At 41.9% G+C, this 25,172-nt stretch carries 19 protein-coding genes; 1 reads left to right on the top strand and 18 read right to left on the bottom strand.

What is annotated here, in order from left to right; all coding sequences use genetic code 11:
* Nucleotides 1-161 precede the first annotated feature (161 nt).
* Nucleotides 162-1,613, top strand: a complete 1,452-nt coding sequence (locus C4S54_RS15245; RefSeq protein WP_103870268.1) for an integrase core domain-containing protein — start codon at nucleotides 162-164, stop codon at nucleotides 1,611-1,613.
* A 398-nt stretch (nucleotides 1,614-2,011) separates the two neighbouring features.
* Here C4S54_RS15245 and C4S54_RS15235 read toward each other — a convergent pair whose 3' ends face one another.
* The 18 genes from C4S54_RS15235 to C4S54_RS15150 form a co-directional block, all read right to left on the bottom strand.
* Nucleotides 2,012-4,048, bottom strand: coding sequence for a glycosyltransferase family 2 protein (locus tag C4S54_RS15235; protein ID WP_103870253.1), 2,037 nt, complete (start codon nucleotides 4,046-4,048; stop codon nucleotides 2,012-2,014).
* A 19-nt stretch (nucleotides 4,049-4,067) separates the two neighbouring features.
* Entirely contained in the window at nucleotides 4,068-6,179 is a 2,112-nt protein-coding gene (locus tag C4S54_RS15230; RefSeq protein ID WP_103870252.1) for a glycosyltransferase family 2 protein, read from the bottom strand.
* A gap of 10 nt (nucleotides 6,180-6,189) precedes the next feature.
* Nucleotides 6,190-8,382, bottom strand: coding sequence for a class I SAM-dependent methyltransferase (locus tag C4S54_RS15225; RefSeq protein ID WP_242973843.1), 2,193 nt, complete (start codon nucleotides 8,380-8,382; stop codon nucleotides 6,190-6,192).
* Nucleotides 8,375-9,709 carry an ABC transporter ATP-binding protein gene (locus tag C4S54_RS15220; protein ID WP_103870250.1) on the bottom strand — a complete coding sequence of 445 codons (1,335 nt, stop codon included), beginning with the start codon at nucleotides 9,707-9,709 and terminating at the stop codon, nucleotides 8,375-8,377. The genes C4S54_RS15225 and C4S54_RS15220 overlap by 8 nt, the downstream gene beginning before the upstream one ends.
* 62 nt (nucleotides 9,710-9,771) lie before the next feature.
* On the bottom strand, nucleotides 9,772-10,773 hold the full coding sequence (locus tag C4S54_RS15215) for an ABC transporter permease (RefSeq protein WP_103870249.1): 1,002 nt from the start codon (nucleotides 10,771-10,773) through the stop codon (nucleotides 9,772-9,774).
* Nucleotides 10,770-11,315: a dTDP-4-dehydrorhamnose 3,5-epimerase gene (gene rfbC / locus C4S54_RS15210; protein ID WP_022774378.1), complete on the bottom strand. Its 546-nt coding sequence runs from the start codon at nucleotides 11,313-11,315 to the stop codon at nucleotides 10,770-10,772. Before rfbC ends, C4S54_RS15215 begins: the two co-directional genes overlap by 4 nt.
* Before the next feature lie 100 nt (nucleotides 11,316-11,415).
* Nucleotides 11,416-11,934, bottom strand: a complete 519-nt coding sequence (locus tag C4S54_RS15205) for a hypothetical protein (RefSeq protein WP_103870248.1) — start codon at nucleotides 11,932-11,934, stop codon at nucleotides 11,416-11,418.
* Nucleotides 11,935-12,025: 91 nt separating this feature from the next.
* Nucleotides 12,026-12,895, bottom strand: coding sequence for a glucose-1-phosphate thymidylyltransferase RfbA (gene rfbA / locus C4S54_RS15200; protein WP_103870247.1), 870 nt, complete (start codon nucleotides 12,893-12,895; stop codon nucleotides 12,026-12,028).
* 11 nt (nucleotides 12,896-12,906) lie between these two features.
* The gene (gene rfbB / locus C4S54_RS15195; protein WP_103870246.1) at nucleotides 12,907-13,992 is read right to left on the bottom strand and encodes a dTDP-glucose 4,6-dehydratase; all 1,086 of its coding nucleotides are present in this window, start codon (nucleotides 13,990-13,992) and stop codon (nucleotides 12,907-12,909) included.
* A 97-nt stretch (nucleotides 13,993-14,089) separates the two neighbouring features.
* Nucleotides 14,090-15,460 (bottom strand): hypothetical protein, encoded by a 1,371-nt coding sequence (locus tag C4S54_RS15190; RefSeq protein ID WP_146060005.1) that lies wholly within the window; start codon nucleotides 15,458-15,460, stop codon nucleotides 14,090-14,092.
* 108 nt (nucleotides 15,461-15,568) lie between these two features.
* The gene (locus tag C4S54_RS15185) at nucleotides 15,569-18,418 is read right to left on the bottom strand and encodes a GH25 family lysozyme (RefSeq protein WP_103870244.1); all 2,850 of its coding nucleotides are present in this window, start codon (nucleotides 18,416-18,418) and stop codon (nucleotides 15,569-15,571) included.
* 84 nt (nucleotides 18,419-18,502) lie between these two features.
* The gene (locus C4S54_RS15180; protein WP_103870243.1) at nucleotides 18,503-20,149 is read right to left on the bottom strand and encodes a hypothetical protein; all 1,647 of its coding nucleotides are present in this window, start codon (nucleotides 20,147-20,149) and stop codon (nucleotides 18,503-18,505) included.
* Between the two features lie 4 nt (nucleotides 20,150-20,153).
* Entirely contained in the window at nucleotides 20,154-20,498 is a 345-nt protein-coding gene (locus tag C4S54_RS15175; RefSeq protein WP_103870242.1) for a multidrug ABC transporter, read from the bottom strand.
* Nucleotides 20,491-20,862, bottom strand: coding sequence for a transporter (locus C4S54_RS15170; RefSeq protein WP_103870241.1), 372 nt, complete (start codon nucleotides 20,860-20,862; stop codon nucleotides 20,491-20,493). Before C4S54_RS15170 ends, C4S54_RS15175 begins: the two co-directional genes overlap by 8 nt.
* Before the next feature lie 8 nt (nucleotides 20,863-20,870).
* Nucleotides 20,871-21,845 carry an SGNH/GDSL hydrolase family protein gene (locus C4S54_RS15165; protein WP_103870240.1) on the bottom strand — a complete coding sequence of 325 codons (975 nt, stop codon included), beginning with the start codon at nucleotides 21,843-21,845 and terminating at the stop codon, nucleotides 20,871-20,873.
* A 20-nt stretch (nucleotides 21,846-21,865) separates the two neighbouring features.
* On the bottom strand, nucleotides 21,866-22,945 hold the full coding sequence (locus tag C4S54_RS15160; RefSeq protein ID WP_242973841.1) for a hypothetical protein: 1,080 nt from the start codon (nucleotides 22,943-22,945) through the stop codon (nucleotides 21,866-21,868).
* A gap of 20 nt (nucleotides 22,946-22,965) precedes the next feature.
* Entirely contained in the window at nucleotides 22,966-24,441 is a 1,476-nt protein-coding gene (locus C4S54_RS15155; protein WP_103870238.1) for an MBOAT family O-acyltransferase, read from the bottom strand.
* 8 nt (nucleotides 24,442-24,449) lie between these two features.
* Entirely contained in the window at nucleotides 24,450-25,163 is a 714-nt protein-coding gene (locus tag C4S54_RS15150) for an IspD/TarI family cytidylyltransferase (protein WP_103870237.1), read from the bottom strand.
* Nucleotides 25,164-25,172 lie beyond the last annotated feature (9 nt).

Here is a 25,172-nt window from a genome sequence, read left to right as displayed (position 1 = left end):
CTTTCCTCCTAGTATTTATCGGTAGTGTCTAGTCGACACCCCTTTTTTATTTATAAAACCTTGATTTATCGGGGGTTCAAAATAAAAAGAGCATTGACCTCCCTTTTTGGTATAATGTCAGCGACCAAACATCCAAAATAACAAATAAGGAATCAATGCTCATGGACATTATACTTTATTTACTTCAACTCATTCAACAGCTCTATCAACAGAACTGCTGGTTAATTAACTTCATCTGTAGATATATTCCCTTAAAGCAATGGGCTTACGAGGACTCTCATTCACCCAAATATCAGAAGTTTAAGATTGATAAGCTTCCTAGAATTGTTTACCATCACCAGGATTGGGACTGGAAAGATCTCAACAACTACTATGAACAGCGGTATGGCAAACCTGTTAAGCCTATCCGTCGTCGTTCCGAATGCGATATACCAGAGGACTGCACATGCCCATCCTGCAATGCTCCACAGCCATTCCTTTATAGGAACAATGGTAAGGCGGGCCAACTTCTGTGCAAGGTTTGTCAGACTGCATTCAGTCCGGATGAAAACAGATTTGAGAAACATCTTACCCTTAAATGCCCTTACTGTTCTCACAGCCTCGTTCATAAGAAAGACCGCAAGCATTTCATAATACACAAGTGCGTTAATCCCAAGTGTCCTTACTATCTGCACAATCTTAAGAAAGTCAGTAAGGAAGATCTTGAAGAAGCCTATGGCAAGAACAACTACAAACTTCACTACATCTACCGCGAATTCGTGATAGATTTCTTCAAGATGGATATAACCTCTCTTCCAAAGAATGCCTCTTCACTCAAGTTCATCAAGAACAATGCTTATATCATGTCCCTGTGCCTTACTATGCATGTCAACCTTGGTCTGTCTCTGCGCAAGACATCTCATGCGCTCCAGGATCTGTACGGTATTTCCGTCTCACATCAGATGGTTGCCAACTACTGCAAGACTGCCGCTTTGTGTATAAAGCCTTTTGTTGATACATATCCTTACGAAAAGGAATCCGTATTCACAGCCGATGAAACATACATCAAAGTCCGTGGTATCAAAGGCTTCATCTGGTTCATCATGGATGCCGCAAGCAGGGCTATCATTGGTTATCAGGTCTCAGATAACAGAGGCGTCGGCCCTTGTATCATGGCGATGAGGATGGCCTTTCAGCACTTGAAAGAGTTACCCCAAAACTTCAAGTTTATTGCTGATGCCTACAGTGCATATCCTCTAGCTGCCCAGCAGTTCTTCATTCATTTCGGTAAGAGCTTTAAGTTCGACATTACTCAGGTATTGGGACTTACGAACGACGATGCAGTATCTGCAGAGTTCCGCCCATACAAGCAGATGATCGAACGACTTAACCGTACTTATAAGGAATCCTACCGACCAACCAACGGCTTTGATAACTATGATGGCGCCAACTATGATCTTGCTCTCTGGGTTGCGTATTACAACTTTCTGAGGCCTCACAAACATAACGGTTTCAAGCCGCCTGTAGTAGATGACATGGTCATGAACGCAGGCAATATGCCAGGTAAATGGCAGATGCTGATAATACTTGGTCAGCAAACCATCCTTAACATCCAGCAAGGTGCAACTGCATAAACAGGAGCGGAACCGTTGTCAAGGAAACCGTGGAATACCGGAGCGCTCCGCGCGAGGATATGCCGCGAAAGTTACTTGACATAAGGTTCACGGATTATCCTATACCTCTGGTCAGCAAGCACGCTTGCTGGCCTGCTTCCGGCGAGGACGGGTTCGGGCAGAGCCCGATTAACGGGTCAAGGGATGAGTCCCTTGCAGGTTCTTAGGGCGGCGCCCTAAGCCCTCGGAGAGCCTATAGTGGTCAATATCTACATTTTCAAGGTTCGATTGAGCCTTTTTTCTTGGGCTCAGTTTTTCATAGCCGACTTTACACTATCTATTTATCTGTGGATGCTACCACTCTATTTCCACAGTTTAATATTCTGAAACACCTATAATATTATAGCATATAAAGTCGATTACTGTGTTCTCAGGCTCGAATAACCTTCTACATTAAGGCTAAAATCACTTCTATCAAGTGAGAAGTTCGGATTGTAGTAAGGGTCTCCCTTATCGAGAACTTTTTTCCATTTAGTCCTGAAGTGCTCTGACTCTGCCTCGTAGCGCTTTGCGTTTTCACCTTCAAGATCAAGGCCTCTGGACAGTGATTCATAATGGAACAGCTCTGCAAATGGTGTGAATACGTTCAGATAACCCTTATCACGGAGCTTTAAACAGAAGTCCACATCGTTGAGACTTACCTGGAAGCCCTCGTCAAAGCCGCCGACTTCATCGTATTTTGCCCTGCTGACCATGAGGCATGCACCTGTAACAGCGCTTACGTCCTGTGCATAGCAGAGGCGTCCCATGTATCCAAGATTCATACCCGCCTGTCCATAGTGTGAATGACCTGCAGTTCTGTGAGCACCGAGTTTTAACACAACTCCTGCGTGCTGAATCTTTCTGTCAGGGAAGTAGAGCTTGGCACCAACCGCACCCACGTCACTTCTCTGGGCGTACATAAGGAGCTCTTCCATCCAGTTAACTGTGATAACCTGAGTATCATTATTCAAAAGAACTATATATTCACCGGTAGATTTTGAAACTCCGTAGTTTACAACTGCTGAATAGTTAAATGCCGGCTTTGAGCCGTCTGCATTTAAGTGAAGCCCATTCTCGTAGAAATCAACAACCTTCACAATATCTTTTAGGGAGCCATTCTTAAGCTCTTCATAATAGCCCTTTATTTCTGAACCCTTGCTGCCATTCTCAACAACTATTATCTCGTAGTTGTCGTAAACAGATTTCTCATAGATTGAATCAATACATCTCTTAAGGTCCTCAGCGTGTTCGCAGTTAGGGATCACAATGCTTATCTTTGGCGTTCCCACAACCTCGTAAGAGATCTTAAAGATTGTCTCAAAGGCTCTGGTACTTGTGATCTTAAAGTGATCATAGCCATGACGCCTTAAATGATCAGCAACTGCTCCCTTTGCGGCCTCAATAGCATAAGGTTTTGCATTGATATCTGATGCAACTGACCCTGCGTGGGATCTCCAGTAATACAAAAGCTTTGGAATATGAACGATGTGCTCAGCCCTGTCTGTGAGGCGAAGGATCATGTCATGGTCCTGGCTTCCGTCAAACTTGGTTCTAAAGAGCTCTGTTCCGTCCAAAAGAGTTCTTTTAAATACGCTGAAATGACAAATATAGTTATTAGCTCTTAAATTATCGATTGCATAATCAGGCTTAAAGTGCATGGTTATCATCTTGTTGATGTCGTCGCCCTTAAAGGTTGTCTCATCACAGTAGAGATAATCTGCCTTTTCCTCATTGATTGCCTTTACATACCAGTAAAGGACCTCAGGATGAAGAATATCGTCATGATCAAAAAGACCTATATATTCACCTTTAGCCAGCTCAAGACAGTGATTGGTATTTCCTGAAATACCCTCATTCTTCTCAAGCTTCATATAGCTGATGCGGTTCTTGCCGTCTTTATCCTGATACTCCTTAACGATCCTTGAAACAAGCGCTATGTGTTCAGCATCAGAACCATCAGCAAGACAAAGCTGCCAATTAGAGTAGGTCTGCGCCAAAACTGACTCAACCATGTCTCTTAAAAACTTCTCAGGAGTGTTGTATAAAGGTACCAGTATTGAAATTAGTGGTTCATATTCAAACTTAGTATTCTCCTGCTCTCTCCTTGTCTCCTCACTTGGAAAGCTCTCTGTTCCGTAGTGAGTCATGGCCTTTTTCTCAATCTGCTTGTACTTTATCTTGGCAATAACTCCCTTTAAAGAGCCCTGGTTTCTGATACGGTCTCTTTGTCTGATCACCCAGTGCATGGTATTTCGCGCAGGTGTTGAAGCCTTCCATATAGGATTATTCTTGATTCTGTCCAGCTTAAACTGAAGCTCCTGGTTCTTATCTTCAAGCTCAGCTATTCTGCTGGCAAGCTCTGCACTTTTTAGTTTCTCTTTTTCATATGCAGACTTATAGTCAATTTCGCTCATCTACTACTCCTAAAACATATCACTCTTTTACATTGAGAATATTTGGCACCCAGTTTACAAGCTTTAGCCTGCTCGTCTTATCAACAGCAAGCATGCCTATCTGGTAATACCCGGGTTCAAGATCGCCTTTTCTGATTTTAACCTTATAGCCTGTCAGGTCCACATTGACCTGATCCTGAAGCCTTATTCTGATGTCAGGCCTGTACCAGGTATAAAATGGCACAGCATAAACCTTCCTGTCAGCAGGGCCCGCCCCATCCTCGTGCCTCTCCACAAGGCGCAATAAAAGCTGCTTTTCAAAAATAGCATTGTCAGATCCTATAACAAAGCTATAGCCCTTCAAATAATAGCCTTCATCATTCCCCTCAGCAGTCACGCCGTAGAGCCAGTTATCCAGAGTACCGTTGTACTCGCAGCCAATCCTTAAGCACTGATCCTCCCTTGCGCCCTTGATTCCCTTTTCATGAACAGAGATGCGGCTGTAAGGGATATCCTCAACAGGAGTGTAATCCTCCTTTGGAATGATGGCTGAAATAGTCTCATCCTCAGTAAGATGGGGACTATAAAACGGGTCGAAATTGTAAAGGTGAGAATGACGCCTCATAAGGGTATCTCCCTCCCGGCCAAGTCTCTCCATCTTTTTAGGGTCCAGATTATCAATTCCCCTGGTCAGGGACTCATGATGATACAGGTAAATATGATTACAGCAGACATTGTAGTAACCAGCCTCTATCACAGAGTAACAGAAATCCACATCATTAAAGGCCACCTTCAGCTCCTCAGGGAAACCTCCGATGTCATTATATTTTTTCCTGCTTATCAAAAGACATGCCGCAGTAACTCCGATGTTGTTGTGAACGCCTCTGTTGTAGCCAAAATAATGGTTCTTGCCATCGTGCATCTTCTGAAGCTTGTGCACAGGGCCGCGCCTTACATTGGCAATTCCGGCATGCTGAATAAGGTCCGTATCCGGGTAAATGAGCTTTGCGCCCACTGCTCCCACATGGCCAAGCTGGGCCTGGGAAAGCATCTCGCGAAGCCAGCCCTCTTTTTTAGCCTCAATATCATCATTTAGGAAAAGAAGATACTCCCCTGTTGAATTTCTCACGCCCTGATTGCACATAGCGGAGAAATTAAACTCCTGAAGCTTATAAATGTAATTGATATTGGTAAGTCCGTTCTTTCTAGGCGCGCGGCTGCAATATACGCCGTACTTAACCCTATTTGCAGCGGAGGAACCGTTATCAATTATCACAATCTCATATTTGATATTCTCATCACCGGTGGTCTCAATAATGGAATTAAGACACTGCTGCAGGATCTCCGGATGGTCCTTTGACGGAATGATAATGCTGACAGTAGCAGGCTTTAAGAGCATGTGCCTTGAGTTGTGGAATGATCTTCCGTAAAAGACCTCCTGCTCAGCACTACGATGGAATAAAACTTCCCTTATATGACCGATTGGAAGCTCCATTCCGGTTCTTTTGGCAAAGGCTCTCTCATGAATCGCAAGCATGCAAAAGAGGACATCTGCCGATAATAAAGATGCCTCAAGGCCAACCTGTTCCGGTGAATTCTTTTTGTTGGAAACGCCACCAAGCATCCTGACTGCGTTGTCGTATTCTGTAGCTGCAGCATGCATGGTTTCTGAACGGCAGGCAAAAAAGCTGCCAATATAGAAAGCATTTAAATAAGAGTCAGGAGACCAATCAGGCTTGAAATAAGGATGGATGTATTTGCCACCGTTTCCCATTTCATCCTCGTCTCCATAAACTACATTGTGCTCGGGATGAGCAATAAAGTACTGCTGAATGACCTCTTGAGCCCTTTTTGTAAGCTTCCCTCTGCTACTTGCAAAAATGTAGATGGTATTCTCATCGCCCTTCATATCAGAGACTTCCCAGACCTTGGAATAGGCAATAACCTTCACCTTAGGCTCAGGCTTTTTGTGAGGCACAACCTCTCCTGTCTCCAAAGTCTCCATGATAACAGGCGCATCTGCTTTAACAACAGGCTCTTTTTCTATGGCTTTCTGCCACTTGTCATAGGCCGAAGACTTAGCATTAACTGTTTTGTTGTATTTAGTTACACTCCTTTTGATCAGAGCACTCTTTGCCAGGTCTTTAAGCATTCCCCTTTACTTACTCCTCGTCGTCTTTGTAGTACAGCTCTTCACGCTTACTGATTATCTTTTTCCCGATCTTTTTAATGATATTCTCTTTTGGCTCAGCTACTGTCACTTCAGGAATGGAGTTTGCGATAGCATCTGCCGCATTCCTTGGGATAAGAGTTGTCAAAAGAGATACCTTCAGATGATTTCTCTCCTGAATACTGAGTTTGTTACTTGTAAGCTTAAACTCAATGTTAGGGTCGTCGCTGTTAAAGACAAAAGAATCATCTGATATCCACTGTCCATTGACAGGGTGTATATCTATATCTGCTCCGCCCTCTGAAATGGATGTTCCATTCCAGGAAGCGTCAACAATAGTCACAACGCAGGATGCAAAGGCCGGATCAATACGCACTGTCTTGCAGTTTGAATCCACCCTGATATCCAGATTCACAGTATTTTTCTCATCATACTGCTCCTCAGGGAAAATGGATTCATCCTCTGAATAGCCTTCGCCCTCATCAAGATATATCTGTATAAGGTCCGCAGGTCTTGCCGCATTCTGTGCCCCCAAAGTCACTTCCTTTGGCACAATGACCTTTCGTCCTATCTCCTTCCAAATTTCAACCATGGACTTTCTGTTGCCGGTCACATATTTCTGGAAAGCATATTCCTCATCAAGAAGAACCTGGATCTCTTTTTCTGTGATACCGATCTTATTAAATATAGGCTTTGGATCGAATCTTTCTCTTTTCCTGTCCTCTAACCTATAGCAGTAAAGCGCCCTCCACATCTGCTCTTTTGCAGGGATGCACTTACCGTAAGTCCACTCATAATCTATTATAGTCCAAATAGGGCCATTAACCATAATATTTGAGAAAATAAGGTCATAATCCGATACAGGATAATCCTCTTTGTACCTTATTCTGCGGTAATACTCATTTATAAGGGCATTGAAGCCTTCGAAATCATCCTTATCAATGTACTCGTCAAGAAGGGATGACAGCGGAACTCCGTTGACAAAAGAGAAAATGGCACAGCCCTCTTTTTCATCAAGCTGACAGTCATTGATCTCCAGGTCGCCCCCTCTGAATTTCTCAACAAGTCCAAGATATGCATCCCTTATGCCAAAGACATGCTCTTTTGCAGCCTCTGTAAGAGGATACTTTTTGATTATCTTCCTGCCTGCCCTGTCTATTGCAATGTCAGTACGGATCTTGAACTCATCCACTCTGTCATTACTGTACTTACTGTATATTGTATCAACTCCCGGTCCCAAAATAACCAGGAAAGAATTGGCAAAATCCTGATACATGCCGTCTTTAATAAGATCCTCATAGGCATGTTTTTCATTAAAGAGAACCATTCGGTCTCTGTCGAAGTTTCTTACATTATCCTGAAGCTCCCCGAATTTAGGAAGATATGAATCTGAGTGTAAAAGAGTCATAAGCTTGTAGTCAGGATATGGATAATAGAAATGGTAATCATTCATACCGCATTTTTTGAAAATGTTTATGAGACCATTTCTGGTAAAAGTCTTGGCTACGCTGTCAGGTGAATAGCCTTCGATCCCTGTAAAGTAGGTTCCAAGGTGATCCTCTGCGCATCCTGCAAAATACTTAAGTCCAAGTCTGTTTTCAATGGCAATGACAAGTCTTCCGCCTTTTTTCATATGTCTTGAGAGCATTCTCAAAAACTTCTCGTAAGGATTGTCTGTGCCAATATAGCCCTGACCATATTCAAATACACCGATCAAAAAGATATAGTCAAAATCGTTTGGGAGGTCAGGCTCAATGTCCCTGAAGTTACCAACATGAATAGTTACATTGGAACACTCCTGATTTCTTGTGGCATTGATCTCAGAGCGCCTTCTTGAAAGGTCGCAGGCTACAACCTCTCCAGCTTTTGAAGAGAGCATGCCTGTGATGGCGCCGCACCCTGAGCCAACTTCCAATACTTTAGCCTTTGGATCCATAGGGATCCACTCAACAATATTGGCTCTCTGATCAGATAAATGGTAAAGGATTGGCCAGTTTGCCCTCTCCTCTATGATCTTCTGATACTCTTCTTTTTTATGATTTTTAACAATATCAAGAAGGTCGTTCTCTATAGCGCCATCGCTATAAAGATCAACCCCTGAATAGTGTTTAAAGTTAAGGGTAACTTCCCCGATCTTGATCTCTTCCTGCATGCTCTTTCCTCGCAAGTGCTGATTTTCAGTCATTCTTAGCATCGCTGACTTTACATATACTGTTCATGTCATAGTAGCCGACAGTGTTTTTGTCTGAAACAACTGAAACGCTGAGCACGTCGTAAAGCCTGTGATAAACTGTAAAATCATTCTGTTCAAAACCTGTTACTCCAAAGCTTAGAAGGTAGTCTCCTCCCTGAAGTGACATGTTCTGAGTAAAGGTAATATCTTTTACATCTCCTGCCTTTACAGGTTCCAAAAAGGCCTTTTCAACCATTGAGTTGGTACCTGTGATCTCAATGCCCATAACGTTTTTAAAGGTCATGGCAAAAATAGGAGCTGAAACATTTCTGTTAAACTTAACTCTCATGTGAACAGTGAAATCTGTTCCCTTGATAATGGAGTTTGTGCGAACGTCCTTGTTATCAGTGATGTAATACTCAGTGATAACTGCTGCGCCATCGCCATACTCGAGGGCCTCAACATCTGAAACTGATTCCTTTTTTGACGCCTTATTATCGCCCTTGATCTTGGCGTCAGCTCTTTTGTCTGCTGAAGCGGCAGCTTCCCTGATGGACTCATCATCTAAAAGATTCTCCACATCACTTGACGGAAGCGGATACTGTCCAACAAGAACCTGCTTGTAGATGTCGATCATCTTCTTGGGAGTTCCCTCACCAAGGAGAACACCCTGATTTAAAAGAACTGCTCTGTCACAGTATTTGCTGATACTTGAAAGGTCATGGGATACAAAAAGAATAGTCTTTCCTTTCTTTTTGAACTCCTCAAACTTGTGATAACACTTGGCCTGGAAGAATACGTCACCTACAGATAAAGCCTCATCGACAATGAGAATCTCAGGGTCAATATTTATGGCTACTGCAAAGGCAAGACGCACGAACATACCGCTTGAATAGGTCTTTACAGGCTGATAAACATAGTCGCCTATATCAGCAAACTCAAGGATAGCGTCCATCCTCTTTTCAATCTCTTCCTCAGAAAAACCGATCATCATACCATTGAGGTAGATATTGTCGATTCCGTTGTACTCCATGTTAAAGCCTGCTCCCAACTCCAAAAGAGCTGAAATATGGCCGTCTACGTTCACTTCTCCCTCTGTTGGAGAAAGAACTCCTGTGATTATCTTAAGGATAGTGGACTTTCCTGAGCCATTAGTTCCGATGATTCCGACAGTTTCGCCTTTTTTAACAGAAAGGCTTACGTTGTTAAGCGCCCTGTGCTCCTTAAACTTACCCTTTTTAGCAAGGCCAAGAGAGTCCTTAAGTCTGTCCATGGGCTTATCGTAAAGCTTATATATTTTAGTCAGATTTTTGACTTCAATAGCAATGTCTTTATCCATACAAATCTCCATTGTAATTTGTTATGATACTACGGATTGCTTCACTTTTTTCATCCCTAGTATCATAACACGTCTGCGAAATGCGGCTTTGAGCGTTTGAATATGAGGGATCCGATGCAGAATACTGCAACTACAAAGATCCAAAAATATGTTGATGAATAGAAATGCTCAAAAAACCAGGTGTCTCCGTAAATTGCATTTCTGTAGCCTTCAACAATATAGGTCATAGGATTAAGCTTGAAGATCCACTTGTACTTGTCCGGTACAATATCCAAATTCCAGAGAATAGGTGTAGCCCACTGGAAAAGCTGAAGTCCTATGCTGATTATCTGCAAAAGATCTCTAAAGAACACCACAATGGCGCAGGTTGCATAGCTTATGGACAAAACCAGAATAAATTCGCAGCCCACATAGTAGATGAGCTGGAGCCAGTAGATGCTTGGATAATAGCCATATACGCAGGCAATGAATAAAAGCACGCAAATAAAGAACACATGGATAAACATAGCTGCGATTATCTTGATGATAGGAAGGATACTGATCTTAAAAAGCACCTTCTTTACAAGATAGTTGTACTCAAGAAGTGATGTTGTTCCGTTGGTCAGAGCCTCCGAGAAAAAGAACCATGGTACAAGACCCGCTGTAAGGAATAAAACATAAGGAACTTCAACACCGTCAGATACAGCCTGGGCTCTCGACTGGAAAACCCTGTCAAAAACGATGTAGTACATAACAACAGTGACTACAGGCTGGGCAAGGGCCCACACAATTCCCATGTAGGAGCCGGCATATCTTTTCTTAAAGTCATTTATTGATAATCTCTTTATGAGTTTTCTTGAATTGTAAAGTTCAACAGGCAAAACAAGAAGTCTGTCATACCAAAAGAAGACCAGAACACAGCTGACACCTATCAAGATACATCCACATATCTTTTTAAGCATCTCTGTGTGCGGGTCTGCAAGAGGATTTGTATGAAGAATAACTAAGAGCGCCAGTGAAAGCGCCAGTACGTAGAAAATCCCCAAGCCTGCGCGCTTGGGAAGTTTCTTAAGTCCCCTGATCAATACTCTTTAATTCCTTTCCACTTTGTATCCTTGTCTGAAAGGTCAATTTCTACACCTTCAAGAAGTGGCCATTCTACTCCGATATCAGGATCATTCCAGATAAGACCGCCCTCGTCGTTTGGATGATAGAAATCAGAACATTTGTAAGCAAACTCTGCATAATCAGATAAAACGTAGAAACCATGAGCAAATCCCTTAGGAATAAAGAACTGCTTCTTGTTTTCTGCTGAAAGTCTTACGCCAAACCACTTTCCGAAAGTCTTGGAATCTCTTCTAAGGTCAACTGCTACATCGAACACCTCACCGTTGATGCATCTTACAAGTTTATCCTGTGGGAACTCCTTCTGGAAATGAAGGCCTCTAAGTACTCCCTTATGGCTTGCTGACTGGTTGTCCTGAACGAACTCTACATCGATTCCAGCCTCTACGAAATCATTTTTATTGTAAGTCTCAACAAAATAGCCTCTTGAATCTCCAAAAACTGTAGGTGTTATAACCTTAAGTCCTTCGATCTCACATGTTTCTACTGTTATCTTACCCATTTTAAAACTATCTCCATTTTATAAAATTTGTTCTTATAAAAAATATTTATTCTTATCCTGAACTGCTGCTTGCAATCAGATTAATTTCTTTTTACAAAAATCAGTTTCCGGGCACAATTCCAACAGGAGTTCCCGGTGCCTGCCCTGCAGGAGGCGGAGTCTGTGGCATCTGCCCATTGTACTGAAAAAGACTGGCATCAAGTGTGGCCGGATCAACTCCCTGTCCGTTTGGATTAAGGAGTTCTCCAACAACAGCCATTCCGGTTCCCGGCTGGTCATCTGGGTTTCCAGAACTGGACGCAGATGAACTATCAGAAGAGTCCTCAGAAGAAGCAACCTTTTTTATGACAACTGCAGAAGAAATCTTCTCTGTCTCATCAAAAAAGTCCGGATCCGCTAAAAAGCCGTCAAGGTCATTGCCGATCTGCAGGCCATACTCAGATAAATCTCCGCTGTAATAGGAGGCAGCCACTTCAGAAGTATTCTCTTCCGCTGTAGTCTGTCCCCATCCAAAAAGTGCATTTATTTTTTCAGTGTTGGCGGCATACACTATAACAAGGACAAGGAAGATTGCGCTTATTATAGTCAGTATCGCCATTCTAAACACTCTTTTATCCATAGCATGCCTCTGTTAAAAACAAGGAAGTTCTGCTCTCGCTTCGCTCGCCAGAACACGTTCGCACTAATTTCGAAAATACCTCAATAAGTGCTCACAGCCCTTCAGCTACCTCTTTAAGGTACTTACCGTAGTCTGTCTTCATCAAAGGCTCAGCAAGTTTAAGAAGCTGCTCCTTGTCGATGAAGCCTCTCTTATAAGCAATTTCCTCAATGCAGGAAATATAAAGTCCCTGTCTCTTCTGGAAAGCACAAACGAAATCTGATGCATCAAGAAGTGAATCATGGTTACCTGTATCAAGCCATGCAAAGCCTCTGCCCATAGTCTCAACTCTGAGCTCGCCTCTTCTTAAGTACTCGTTGTTGATACTTGTGATCTCGATCTCGCCTCTTGCTGATGGCTTTACATTAGCTGCTATATCAACTACCTGGTTGTCATAGAAATAAAGACCAGGTACTGCATAATTGCTCTTTGGATGCTCAGGCTTTTCTTCAATGCTGATAGCCTTGCCGTTTTCATCAAACTCTACAACGCCGTAAGCTCTTGGGTCTCTTACATAGTAGCCAAAGATAGTCGCTCCCTTATCTCTTGATGCAACTTCTCTGAGGAGCTTTGAAAAGCTCTGACCGTAAAAGATATTGTCTCCAAGAACAAGTGCAACTGAATCACTTCCGATGAACTTAGCACCGATGATAAATGCATCAGCAAGTCCTCTTGGCTGATCCTGAACTGCATACTCAAAGTGCATTCCAAGCTGTGATCCGTCGCCAAAGAGTTCCTCGAACATAGGAAGGTCTCTTGGAGTTGAAATAATGAGAACTTCTCTGATGCCCGCAAGCATAAGTGTTGAAAGTGGGTAGTAGATCATTGGCTTGTCGTAAACAGGCATCATCTGCTTAGACATTGCACGTGTAAGTGGATAAAGCCTTGTTCCTGATCCACCAGCTAAAATTATACCTTTCATTTCAGTTCTCCTTATTTGTTTTTATACATCTTTTCATAGTACTTTTCGTAGTCACCGGATGTTACGTTAGCCATCCAGTCCATGTGCTCGAAGTACCACTTTATTGTCTTACGGATGCCTTCTTTGAACATTGTCTCTGGCTCCCAGCCAATTTCTGACTTGATCTTGTCAGGAGCAATGGCGTAACGTCTGTCATGTCCCTTACGATCTTCTACGTATTTGATAAGATCATATGAAAGGTGAGCCTTTCTTGGATCTGAATCATCAAGTTCATCCTTAAGAACATCAATAATTGTCTTAACGATTTCGATGTTCTGCTTCTCGTTGTGACCACCAACGTTGTATGTCTCGAAGAGACGGCCCTTTTCCTGAACCATGTCGATTGCCTTAGCGTGATCCTCAACATAGAGCCAGTCACGAACGTTCTTACCATCACCGTATACAGGAAGTGTCTTGCCTGCAAGAGCGTTGTTGATGATAAGTGGAATAAGCTTCTCAGGGAACTGGTAAGGTCCGTAGTTATTTGAGCAGTTTGTGATGTTTGCAGGGAACTTATATGTATCCATATAAGCCTTTACAAGCATGTCTGAACTTGCTTTACTAGCTGAGTATGGGCTGTGTGGTGAATATGGTGTTGTCTCATAGAAGAAAGCAGTTGGATCATCATCAAGTGAACCGTAAACTTCATCTGTTGAAACGTGAAGGAACTTCTTGCCCTCCTTAAATGTTCCGTCAGGAAGTTCCCAAGCTTTCTTTGCTGCGTTAAGCATTGTAGCTGTTCCCAAAACGTTTGTCTGAACAAAGATCTCAGGGTTAACGATTGATCTGTCAACATGGCTCTCAGCTGCGAAATGAACAACTCTGTCGATGTCATTCTCTTCAAAGATCTTGTTGATCGCATCTCTGTCGCAGATATCAGCCTTTACAAATGTGTAGTTATCTCTGTTCTCGATATCCTTAAGGTTTTCAAGGTTACCAGCATATGTAAGAGCATCAACGTTAATGATTCTGATCTCGTTATCATACTTTTTGAACATGTAGTGAATGTAGTTAGAGCCGATGAATCCGGCACCACCTGTTACTAAATAGGTTCTCATTTATTTTTCCTCGTTTTCCTTTTGTTCTTTTATTTACTTAGCTATGATAAGACGGATTGCTCCACTTCGTTCTCGCAATCCTACAAAAATATTCTCATCATAGCAGTATACCACAACTCATCAATAAGTAGAAGAGCCCCATAGAATAGCACATATACCTGGGCTGGGGGAATATCATAGAGCCCGTAACCACGCTATTTATAAACACTCCTACGATAACAATGAATGCCATTAAAAGAATATCCTCTTTTTTCCTAAGGACTCCCATTCTGAACATCAAAGTCAGATACAAAATGTAAATTACCAAAGATGCTGTAATAAGAACCCTTGGGGATATGTTGGCCACTGATATAACAAATGCCTTCAGCACATTTGCCTTAAACACATACAGGAAAGCCTTGGACTCTCCCTTAAATATTCCGGAAATATCTTTTTTCATAAGCTCTGTCAAAAGAACTTTCTCAACCGCATCCTCTTTTAGCTGAGCATCCACTTCATCCAAACCCGGGAAGTACTCAGCTACATACTCTTCGCAGATAGGAAGCACAACGTCAAAGCCGATAACATCATAACAGTCCGCATAGTGGGATGCCATGGACACCCAGTCAGAGTTAGAAATCGTCGACTCTTCTCCAAGCTCATACCCTGATGAAGCAAAGTCAATTGTAAGCTCCCGCTCAATCAAAGTGTCATATATCCTGGTGTACAGCTCGCTGAGATTCGGATAGTCCTCAGAAGTATCATACTTCTCATACAAAGCTGCGTCTTCAGCCTTTGCAGTATAAAGAACTGTATCAAGAGCTCCCTTGCTGTTTCCTGTGTGCTCCACAAAGTGCCCGCGAAGAACGTAGTTATAGCTCCTGTCTGCGACGCTGATGCAGACAACTGCAATGATCACAAGGATAAGGGTTTCCACAAATCTCCTGATATCTCTGGTTATTTTCCACAAAAGATGCATGACAAAAGACACAAATCCCCAAATAAGAAGAGTTATGAGCATCTGCTTTCTGATGCTTGAGATCAGGACGCACAGCAAAAACAATACAGTCACATTCAGCTTGTTGTAATCCTTAAGCGCCATAAAGAGCCTGATGTTAAACAGCACAAACAGGGGCATCGCAAGTGATTCCGTCATTATACACTCTGAATACATAGAGCCTCTAGCCGCAACAAAGCGGTTTAAGACGCACACAGCAAGCTGGAAAAAGACAGCAAGAAAGCCAATTACCCTTGCCTTATTCTCATAGGTGTTATCTCCTGCTACCCTGTACATAAAAAAGCCAAGCCTTGCTGTAGCATAGACCCACAAAAGGCTCTGAATGATCACAGCACAGAACAGATATGAAGGCTGCCCGTACATTTCCCCTGCAAAATCAAAAAACTCAAAGACTTGCCTGATGCCTAAGAGAAATAGTGGATACACAGGCTCCCTGGTGAAATCCATGCTCACATAACTCTGCGAATCCACACACCACACTGTCCCATCGTAAACAGCCATTCCCATAAAAAACAGGAATGGCAAGATTACGTATAGCAATATTAAATTCTTTTGATGCTTCATTTTAAACATAATTCATTAATAGTAGATGTTCATATCTACGTTTCCGGAAATACCGGATACTTTTCCTTTTGAAGTGTATTGCCACATATTTACCTTGGAAGCTGAGTATTCCATGGCTGACTTGTACTGGGCAAGCCAGATGTTGTAGCTGCTAAGCTGAGAAACATTCATTTTCTCAGTAAACCAGGTCTTGTTGGAATAAACACCAACAGAGTAACCGGCATTTGCAATTGTTCCGCAGAAAGCCTTGATATTGGCTGTTCTCTGGTCATTACTGATTCCATCGCCTCGGCCGTTACTCTTTTCAATATCCAGGTAAACCGGGTATGAGAGGCTGTATCCCTTTATAAGGCTGATAACCATTGAGGCTTCCTCAACAGCCTCTACTTCATTAACCGCCTGTGAAAAGAAATATACACCGACCTTAAGGCCTGCATCCTGAGCACCTTTTATGTTGGACTTGAACTTTGAGTCCTCAATAAGTGCGCCCTCTGATGAACCTCTGTAACCACATCTGATGATAACAAAGTTTACACCGGAGTTCTTAACTGCAGCCCAGTCGATATTTCCGTTCCACTTGCTGACATCGATACCCATAACGTTGGATGAACCGGCAATAGCACCGTCGCTTCCAAAGGTGTACTTTGCTCCCTGGATAACCTGCTCACCGGTAACAGGATTACCGTTTTTATCAAAATAGTAGGTCTTTCCATCGATAGTCTGCCATCCGGTGTACTTGTAAGAAGTTGCACCATTTCTAAGATAAAAGGCAGATTCAATATAGTAGTCACCATAGTCGGCCTCTATGTAGTTGCCTTCGCTGTCCTTGATGTAAACCTGCTTGCCGTCTTTAGTCTGGAGCTTTTCGGAATTGCTCTTTACAGTAACTGTCACTTTCGCTTCTGTATAGCCATCAGCTGTTACAGTGACTGTTGTCTCTCCGGCATCCTCACCCTTAATTGTTGTGCCATCAACAGAGACCTTTCCGGTGTCTGCAGAAGTTACCTTAAGTGATATATCAGAGTTTTTAGGCTCAATCTTAAAGGTTCTGCCCTTTACAAGTGTTACCTTGGTAATGCTGATAGGTGCAGTCTTGTCAGCAGATGAACTGCTGCCTGTGGTGCTGGAACTGCTGGAGCTTGATGAAGAACTGCTTGAGCTCGAGCTACTGGATGAGCTGTCTTCCTTCTTAACAGTGACCTTCACGATTTCCTTCTGATAGCCATCAGCAGTGATGGTAATGTACTCAACACCCTCACCAACAGCTGTGATAGTTCCATCATCAGAAACCTTTACAAGATCAGGATCAGATGAAGAGTAGTTAAACTCTGAAGGTCCATCAGTTATCTCTATCTTGGAGGTCTCACCGATTTTCAAGGTAACATCGTAGGATTTTACCTTGAACTCTTTATCCTCTTCATCATTATCAGAGTTCTCTTCAGATGTAGCTGCAAAAGCAAGGAACATGAACCTTCCAACGCCGTTAATGGCACTGCTTGAAGGATCAACGATGTTGCTCTTATCCACAGCCTCGTAGGTGTAGCTTCCATCTCCGCTGTCAGTGCCTTCTCCAACAGCAGTCTTGGTGCTTTCAACCCACTCGACTGTATCTGTAAGGGCTGATTCAACCTTGTCCGCTACGGCCGTATCCTCTTTTGCCACATTGACTTCAGATTCCTTCTTAACTTCGCCTGTAACGTCGACAGCCTTCATCTCTACTGTATTCTTAACCGTGACAGACTTTGAAGACGTATCCACCTTATATTTTGCATAGTCACCTGTTAGAGCATTTGGAGTAACTGTGTACTTTCCTGCCGTCAGGTCTTTTTTATAGATGATTCCGTCCTGATCGTGGTCGTCATAAGTGACGCTGCTGCCATCAGGATTTTTAACTGTTACAGTAAAAGGAGTGCTTGCAATAAGCTTTCCTGTCTTGGAATTGGTGAACTTTATCTTAATATCGCTCTTGATAGTGGCAACTGACATGGATACGTTTATTGTTGCGCTCTCAGCCTCTTTCTCAGCATTCTCCTGCTCTTCCGCTTCCTCATCCTCGGAAATCAGCTGAGCCGCCTCAAGCTTTGCTCTCTGGGCATCTGCAACTGCGATAAGTCCGCTCTCGCCTACAATCTCAGTCTCGCCGTAGTTCTCTCCCACACTGGCAAAAGAGCTGATCTCATGATTTTTGTCCATAGCTTTTTTGTAGAACACGCCTGTAGCCACAGCTCCGGCAATCAGGACAACAAAAATCAATGCTGCGATTCTCTCAACGGCTGAAGACTCTGTGATAATTCTAAGGAAGCCTGAGTCATCTCTATCTCTTACAGCACGCCTATCGCTATAATCTCTATCACGGCGATTATCTCTTCTATCTTCTACATGAGCTCTGCTACGCCTGGAATCTGCCAGGTAATCATCATATACATCGTCGTAATCTTCATCATCCTCATCGTAGTCGTGCTCATAGCTCCTACGGGCATCGATATCTTCTACATTCCTGTAGTCCTCATCGCCCTCGTAGAGCTCATCATCCTCTTCTTCGTAGGAATCATCGTCCTCGTAATCATCTTCATAATAATCGCGGTCGTCATCATAGTCTCTGTCATATTCGTCATCATCTATGCCATCTGTCTCGCGCTCATATTCCTGATCATCCCTGTCGTAATCATCAGACTCATCATACTCACGAACATCCTCGTAGTAATCATCATCCTCTACATCGCCGAAGTCATCCTCATAATCATCCTCAGGATAATCGTCGTACTCATCATCGTACTGCTCTCTGTAGTCTATATCCTCGTCATGGCGCCTTGTACGCGAACTCTTCCCAACAAGTCCCAATCCTCTTTTTGAACTTCTTCTCATACCTTAACTTTTCTCCCTTTAATCGCCATCGGTAACATCCCATTCTAGCATTTATAAATCACATCATCAACCAAGCCCCTTTTGTCACCTCTCCCACAGGGTGTAATCGTGGTCCAGAACATAAATGACAAATTTGCCAACTTCTTCTGTATTCACAATTTCAGGCTCATAGGTTTCAAGAAATACATTAAAATCCTCAGTCATAGCCTCAGAGACTATATAACAGGTTGCCCCCTCCTGGGATTTAACAGGCGGATACCAGGTAGTGTCAGAGAGCCACTTGCAGCCTGACATTTCAGCCATGTTATTAACGGCCCTGACTTTGACAGTGTTGTTTCCCATAACAGTAACATAGTTGGCATAATCAAATGTTGTATAGCCGTAAGTATAGCCATTCTCAGTCATCCAACTGTAGACCTTATAGGCATCTGTGTTATAGGAATAGTCATTTATTACAAGGTCACTATAGAATATAACAGCAGAAAAAGCACCATAAAATGCCACCAGGAAAAGAGATGCTGTAAGAATAATTCCTCTTAAAAGTGCAAAGTCCTGAAACTTTTCTTTTAACTGATGAATCAAAAGAGAAAAGCCAGTGGCAACTGTGAACAAAAGCATCAGGAAATATCTGCCGGCCACATCTGCAGTAGTAAAGGTCTCAAGCAGCACACACAAAATAAATCCAAAAGGAAATACCAACATGCTCCAGTATCTGTAAGTCTTATCAGAAGAATCGAGCTTATAATCTGACAGAGCAGCCCTATAATTCTGGAATAAATCCTCATCAATTTTCTTCCCTGCATTCTTCACAAGTTTAAAAATGTAGATGACATAACCTGCAATTGCCGCAGCAACAATCAGGATAATCAAGACCGGTAATCTGTTGAAGCTAAGGGTTGTTCCAATTACAGGACACACCTCACCTACAAATTTCTCAAAGGCATGCCTGATATTCCTGCTTGCTCCGAAGTTGGTGGTAGCAAAGACCTTGGTGCAGCCAAAAGAAACAACAAATAAAATAATAGTCCATATCAAAATGAAAGGATCACTCTGTTTCTTTTCCCTGATCCAGAAAACGAAACGCCTTAATACCTCAACTACAACCAAGGGTATATAGCAGAAAAGGCAGGCATGCATTCCCTGTAATCCATTGAGAACAGCTATCAAAAGAGAAAGTGCCAAAGTCCACCAGCTCACCTTATTATCTTTTAACCATTTATTATAAAAAATAAGGATAATAAAAAGCGTTATAGCATGACTTACATAGTATGAAGCATACAAAAAGAGCATTCTCTGGAATTCATCTGCGGCATTTGTAAAAGACAAGATGATCACAAGGCTCGCTAAAACCTGAGCCCAGGAAAAGCCTATCTGTCTGAAGTAGACAATCATAACCGCAAGAAGTAAAACCATCATTATGACACAGGCTATCCCTGCTGCAAGATTGGCATTCTGTGAGACAAGAGGATATATAAATGCAGCAAGATTAGGTACAGATATGACCCTCACTGTAGTAGAAGCATACCAGGTTGATGGCTGAACAAAACCGTTGTCATATATCACTGTCCCCAAAAGGGTCTCTGACGCAATATCCGCTTCCATCCTGGCTGTGTAATGGAAAATATTTGCACTAAAAAAAACAAATAAAAGCGCAAGAACTACCACAGCCATAATGACTGTGATAATCCTTGCGATTATATTGTTTACCACTAACTTTTGCTTTGCTTTCAATTTTTCACCCCAATGCGTAGAAAACAGCTATTCCGGCAATAATAAACAGCATTCCTAAAAGTTTTCTGTTCGTGATCTTTTCTCTAAAGAAAAATCTGGACATGAACATAACAATAATATAGCCCACAGGCTCCATTACTACTACCCCCATATATCCAAGTCCATCATAACAAAATATGGAAATGATCATGGATAAAACCAAGAGTCCATATCCACCAATTACAAGACCATTTAAATACTCTCTGATAAAAGAAGAATACTTGCGTCCGGCGCTCTGCTTAAGAAGCATCTGTGAAGTGGAGGCTATAAACTCAGCTACTATCATCAGGAAAAAGTAAATGTTAATCATCTTCGCCTTCCCCCTTCACTGCGCCTGTATTCATGATCACAACTCCAATCACTACCAATACTACACCCACAACCTTAAATGGAGTTATACCCTGACTAAAAATTATAAAATTCCAAAGCATCGACCACATAAGTGTCATCGCCTTGTTGGCATAGGCTACTGATAACTGGAACCTTTTTATCATCTGCTGCCAGATAAGAGCGTAGGCTGCCAATATCACAAATTCAAGTCCAAAAAACAAAATGTATCTGGCTGATAAAAACTCATATTTTGAAGCCAGATTGGCTGCCACAGTAGACAGAGAATAAACAACTACTGCACTCTGGAGCAGCAAAATATCTGCTAAACCAATTCTCTTTTTCATAAAACCCCTCAATTACCGTAATCAGGATAGATGACTCTCACAAAATGATCTGCCATGTATGCATTACAGTCAGCATTCACATGGACGTTGTCCAAAAGCCACGTGGAACTATTGTCTTCATCAATTGTTCCGTAGTAGTTATCTACAAAAGATACCCCCGTTGCTCCGGAAACATCAATCATAAACTGCAGATAAGTTGTAAGCTTACCATTTCCAAAATCATATCTATCACCGCTCACAAGCTGACCTGATGAATCATAGGCATAGCACATAGGGAAGGACATACAAACAATCCTTATGAAAGGATATTTCTCCTGGATAAGCTTAATGCCTGCGTTAAGGGCCCCGCTAAAAGTAACAGGATCGCTGTCATTGTCAGGATTCATGCCAACTCTTAAGTTGAGATAGTCCTGAGCGTTATAGAAAATAACTAGCGTATCCACAGTATTAAAATCCAGGTCTCTCAAGGTTTCAGCACTCTTGTCATAGCGTGAATCCTCAAAAAGAGTTGATTTTTCAATTAGCTGATCAAAGTCCTCATCATAGATGCACTTGGCTACATTGTAAAAACTAAAGGCATCAAGGGCATAGTCATCTGTATACTCAGCATTTTTAAGCGCAACTGTTGAAGCCGGGAATCCTGCATTTATACAATTTGAACCTGCCAGTTTGGACTGAACCTGGCTTGTAACACCTGTCTCAGATGTGTCATAGGTAAGGGAATCATTACCGAGGAAAAGAATTGTCTCAGTACCGTCCTCTTCGTGACCAGCCTTTTTATCCTCTGATAACAGGAATATCTGATCAAGAACTTCTATCTCGTAGCTCTCTCCTGTTACACCCTCAGTCTTGGCAGTTCCCTGATTCCATCTCCAGAGCTTAAAGCCTGAAAAGGCAAGGACGCCTACGATTATGGCTATCAGTATAATGTGGACCCAAATGGGGATCTGTTGAAATTTGTTCTCATTTTTTTCTTTACTCATGATTACCTCTTTTACTACTCTTACCACTCTTTTGAAAGCAGCTCACCATAATCAAATGCTGCTATCATCTCTCTCATAGTGGCAAGTTGGTTTTTCATTTCTTCTGATGAATGGATCTCATAGCTTCCATCCTTAAAGCATTCTACCATAAATCTGTTAATATCGGGTTTATAATGTGTGTAGTCCGCATAGTTATTGAGGTCTAAGGTCTCCGGCATTGTCTGAAAATAGAATAAATGAACATTGTCATATTCAAGCAATCTATCCGCAACATACTGATACTGACTAAATGTCGCTTCAATGGTATTTTCCTGCATTACATTGTGCCAGTACAAAATGCTGTATGGTGGGAAAAAGAAATAAAACTGTGTATCAGGATTATTTTCCACAAAAGGAAGTATATTTACCTCAAGGTTTTCTTTGGTTTGAGGCAAAAGAGCATCTGCTGCCGTCTCTTCATCCACATACTCCGGTTCGTCATAGTTGTGCATAACCCACTGAATATTGTAATAATCAGGCGTCCACCAGCTGGCATATATTTCTGACAGATCAGAGCCCTGTCCCTGAATCATAGGACGCATAATGTACTGCAAAAGTACATCCTTGTTGAGCAGATACTTCACATCGTTAAGGTAATTATCATCATACAGATATTCAGGCAGTGGATACTTTGTGGTCTCTGTATCTGCAGTCATAGTCGGGATATCCATGGCAAAAAACACAGCTTTTACATCACTATTTTTTCTGGCGTATGTATCCTTATCAAATACAATTGATAAGATGTTGTAGTCATCCTTGGGATACGCTCCACTATAACTGAGCTTTATAGTATTGACGTCAAGGAGCTCTTTAAAATCATCTGTATCAAAATTAACCGTCATAGATGAACCAATGATGCATCCCTCATAGTTCATATTTTTGGCCATTCCGGGATTTTGACTTAGCTGATTATCCACCACATAAGGGAATCCCTCTAAAGGTGCATGGTAATGAAAAAATGGATCCACATAGACAACTATGGCGCCACACAGAACAAATGCCGCAAATATAAGCGTTATCAGTATTATAAATTGTTCTTTATAACCGTTTTTACTATCCATCAAATTAATCCTATTAGTTATCAGAAATTCATGTAGAGGAATGTGCTTACTCCTCCGAAGCTAAGTACACACCACACCAAAAGTGCCGCTGTCAAAAGTGTTGTACCAATGCCAATCTTGCACTCTTTTGCATAATTTATGGCGCTTTTTCCAAAGAACACGATTGCAATTGAAAAAGCAAGGAATAACCACATGCACAGATCCCATGCAAAGTTAAACTTCACTATTGACGTAAGCTTAAACACATACCATATCTCATCAAGTCTGAAATAATTGGCGAAGTCACTATAGTAAGGTCTGATACCGCCGCTAAACATGCGCTTAAATAACAGTGCTGCATCTGAAATAGTATTTGCTCTAAAGAACACCCAGGCTATTGTTACGTAGATAAAAGTAAAAAGACGTTTTCCACAAACAACAGCTCTTGTAATCTTTTTTTCCACGGGAGAACCATTTTCTTTGCGATTTATACTTCCAATCGCCCTTGTTAACATATTTAGAACACCATGCATAACTCCCCATACAATAAAGGTCCAGCCACTTCCATGCCAAAGTCCACTTATTAGGAAAACTATCATGATATTTACATATGTCCTGACAGCGCCCTTCCTGCTGCCTCCAAGAGGAATATAGATATACCTGGTAAAAAACTTAGTTAGTGTAATATGCCATCTGTTCCAAAAATCTATTATATTAACTGCCTTATACGGAGAATCAAAGTTAAGACTAAGTTCAAGACCAAAAATCATGCAGATTCCGCTAGCAACATCACAATATCCGCTAAAATCAAAGTAAAGCTGAAATGAATAGAATACAGCAACAAGCACAGCCTCCCACCAGCCAAGGGTTGCCAAAGAATTATATCCATAATCCACAGCCTTACCAATGGTATCAGCAAGAATCACTTTTTTGAAAAGGCCCAAAGAAATAAGGAGAAGTCCTCTCATTACTAATTCCCAATCAAGGCTCTTTTTCGCTAAATCCCTTAACTGGCTCACAAAGTCCCCATAACTCATAAGCGGTCCCTGAAGGAGTTTCGGAAAAAAGAGAATGTATGAAAGATATTCAAACAGGTCGAATTCCTCGATGTCTCCCCGATAAAAATCCACAAGATAAGCTATCTGATTGAAAGTATAGAAGCTTATTGCTATCGGAAAGAAAGCCCCCTTAAATTTAAATAATAGAAGTGCAAGAACGTTTAGTATTATTCCAACTGCCAACAACAAACGCTGTGACGTGTTTTCACCATTTGTGCCTTTATCCTTGATAGAATTTAGAACCAGAATAAAGATCGCATTTAATACTATACTGGCTAATAATACCAATATATTTTTCACTCCAAAAAGTGCATAAAAAACTAATGAGCCTGCAATTATCCACAAATTGCACAGTCTCATTAGCTTCTCATTTTCTCTATAAAAATGCCTTATCAGGAAATACCCGATAATGAATACCGGCATAAAAGCCAGCATAAACTCATAAGAATTGAATAACATAACTCCCCTTACTTAAGCCACTCACTTCTTTTACTCATAAGAAGTGCCTTAAAAATATCGATGTCATCTACTGTTGTGAGCTTGATATTCTTTTCAGATCCTTGAGAAAAATACACCTTTTTGCCCATCTCGATCATAAGTGTACAGGAAGCAACAGATGCTGTAATTCCTTTTTCAAGTGCCTGTCTGTGAAGATCACAGATCTCTCCAAGCTTAAAGCCCTGTGGAGTCTGAGTTCTCTTTAATTTATCTCTTGAGTAAGACTCCTCAGACACTACTCCATCGTCAGTTGTAAGCATGGCCTCAGCGCATGGAATGGCTGTTATAGCATTGCCATACTGTTTTGTCTTCATGATACAGTCTGATATAATCTCCGCTGAAACCATGGGTCTGATGGCATCGTGGATAAGCACAATATCATCCTTGTCAAAAAACTTCTCAAGCTCATAAACACCGTTTCGTATGGATCCCTGTCCATTGTCTCCACCTTTAACTATATGCTCAAGCTTTGTTATATTAAACTGTTTGGCATATGCCAAAAGCATCTGCTCCCATCCATCTACGCAGACAACTGCGATTGAGTCTATTTCAGGATGATTCTGAAAAGCCTCCAAAGTATATACTATAACCGGTTTCTCATTAACTGTCAGAAACTGTTTTGGAATATCCTGATGCATTCTGGCTCCTGTGCCGCCTGCAATGATCAGTGCTACAGTTTTCATATTCTTTCC

It is taken from the genome of Butyrivibrio sp. Su6, from assembly GCF_900108105.1.
Taxonomy (GTDB): domain Bacteria; phylum Bacillota; class Clostridia; order Lachnospirales; family Lachnospiraceae; genus Butyrivibrio.
Note: the sequence above shows the minus strand (reverse complement) of the source record. Positions and strands in the feature narration are given on the sequence as shown.

What these genes read in the sequence shown, in the direction of transcription:
- C4S54_RS15205 (WP_103870248.1), bottom strand. Translation starts at nt 11,934, where the DNA reads ATGGATAAAAGAGTGTTTAGAATGGCGATACTGACTATAATAAGCGCA.
- C4S54_RS15225 (WP_242973843.1), bottom strand. Translation starts at nt 8,382, where the DNA reads ATGACTGAAAATCAGCACTTGCGAGGAAAGAGCATGCAGGAAGAGATC.
- rfbA (WP_103870247.1), bottom strand. Translation starts at nt 12,895, where the DNA reads ATGAAAGGTATAATTTTAGCTGGTGGATCAGGAACAAGGCTTTATCCA.
- rfbB (WP_103870246.1), bottom strand. Translation starts at nt 13,992, where the DNA reads ATGAGAACCTATTTAGTAACAGGTGGTGCCGGATTCATCGGCTCTAAC.
- C4S54_RS15150 (WP_103870237.1), bottom strand. Translation starts at nt 25,163, where the DNA reads ATGAAAACTGTAGCACTGATCATTGCAGGCGGCACAGGAGCCAGAATG.
- C4S54_RS15155 (WP_103870238.1), bottom strand. Translation starts at nt 24,441, where the DNA reads ATGTTATTCAATTCTTATGAGTTTATGCTGGCTTTTATGCCGGTATTC.
- C4S54_RS15235 (WP_103870253.1), bottom strand. Translation starts at nt 4,048, where the DNA reads ATGAGCGAAATTGACTATAAGTCTGCATATGAAAAAGAGAAACTAAAA.
- C4S54_RS15185 (WP_103870244.1), bottom strand. Translation starts at nt 18,418, where the DNA reads ATGAGAAGAAGTTCAAAAAGAGGATTGGGACTTGTTGGGAAGAGTTCG.
- C4S54_RS15170 (WP_103870241.1), bottom strand. Translation starts at nt 20,862, where the DNA reads ATGAAAAAGAGAATTGGTTTAGCAGATATTTTGCTGCTCCAGAGTGCA.
- C4S54_RS15230 (WP_103870252.1), bottom strand. Translation starts at nt 6,179, where the DNA reads ATGCTTAAAGACCTGGCAAAGAGTGCTCTGATCAAAAGGAGTGTAACT.
- rfbC (WP_022774378.1), bottom strand. Translation starts at nt 11,315, where the DNA reads ATGGGTAAGATAACAGTAGAAACATGTGAGATCGAAGGACTTAAGGTT.
- C4S54_RS15175 (WP_103870242.1), bottom strand. Translation starts at nt 20,498, where the DNA reads ATGATTAACATTTACTTTTTCCTGATGATAGTAGCTGAGTTTATAGCC.
- C4S54_RS15220 (WP_103870250.1), bottom strand. Translation starts at nt 9,709, where the DNA reads ATGGATAAAGACATTGCTATTGAAGTCAAAAATCTGACTAAAATATAT.
- C4S54_RS15245 (WP_103870268.1), top strand. Translation starts at nt 162, where the DNA reads ATGGACATTATACTTTATTTACTTCAACTCATTCAACAGCTCTATCAA.
- C4S54_RS15160 (WP_242973841.1), bottom strand. Translation starts at nt 22,945, where the DNA reads ATGGATAGTAAAAACGGTTATAAAGAACAATTTATAATACTGATAACG.
- C4S54_RS15165 (WP_103870240.1), bottom strand. Translation starts at nt 21,845, where the DNA reads ATGAGTAAAGAAAAAAATGAGAACAAATTTCAACAGATCCCCATTTGG.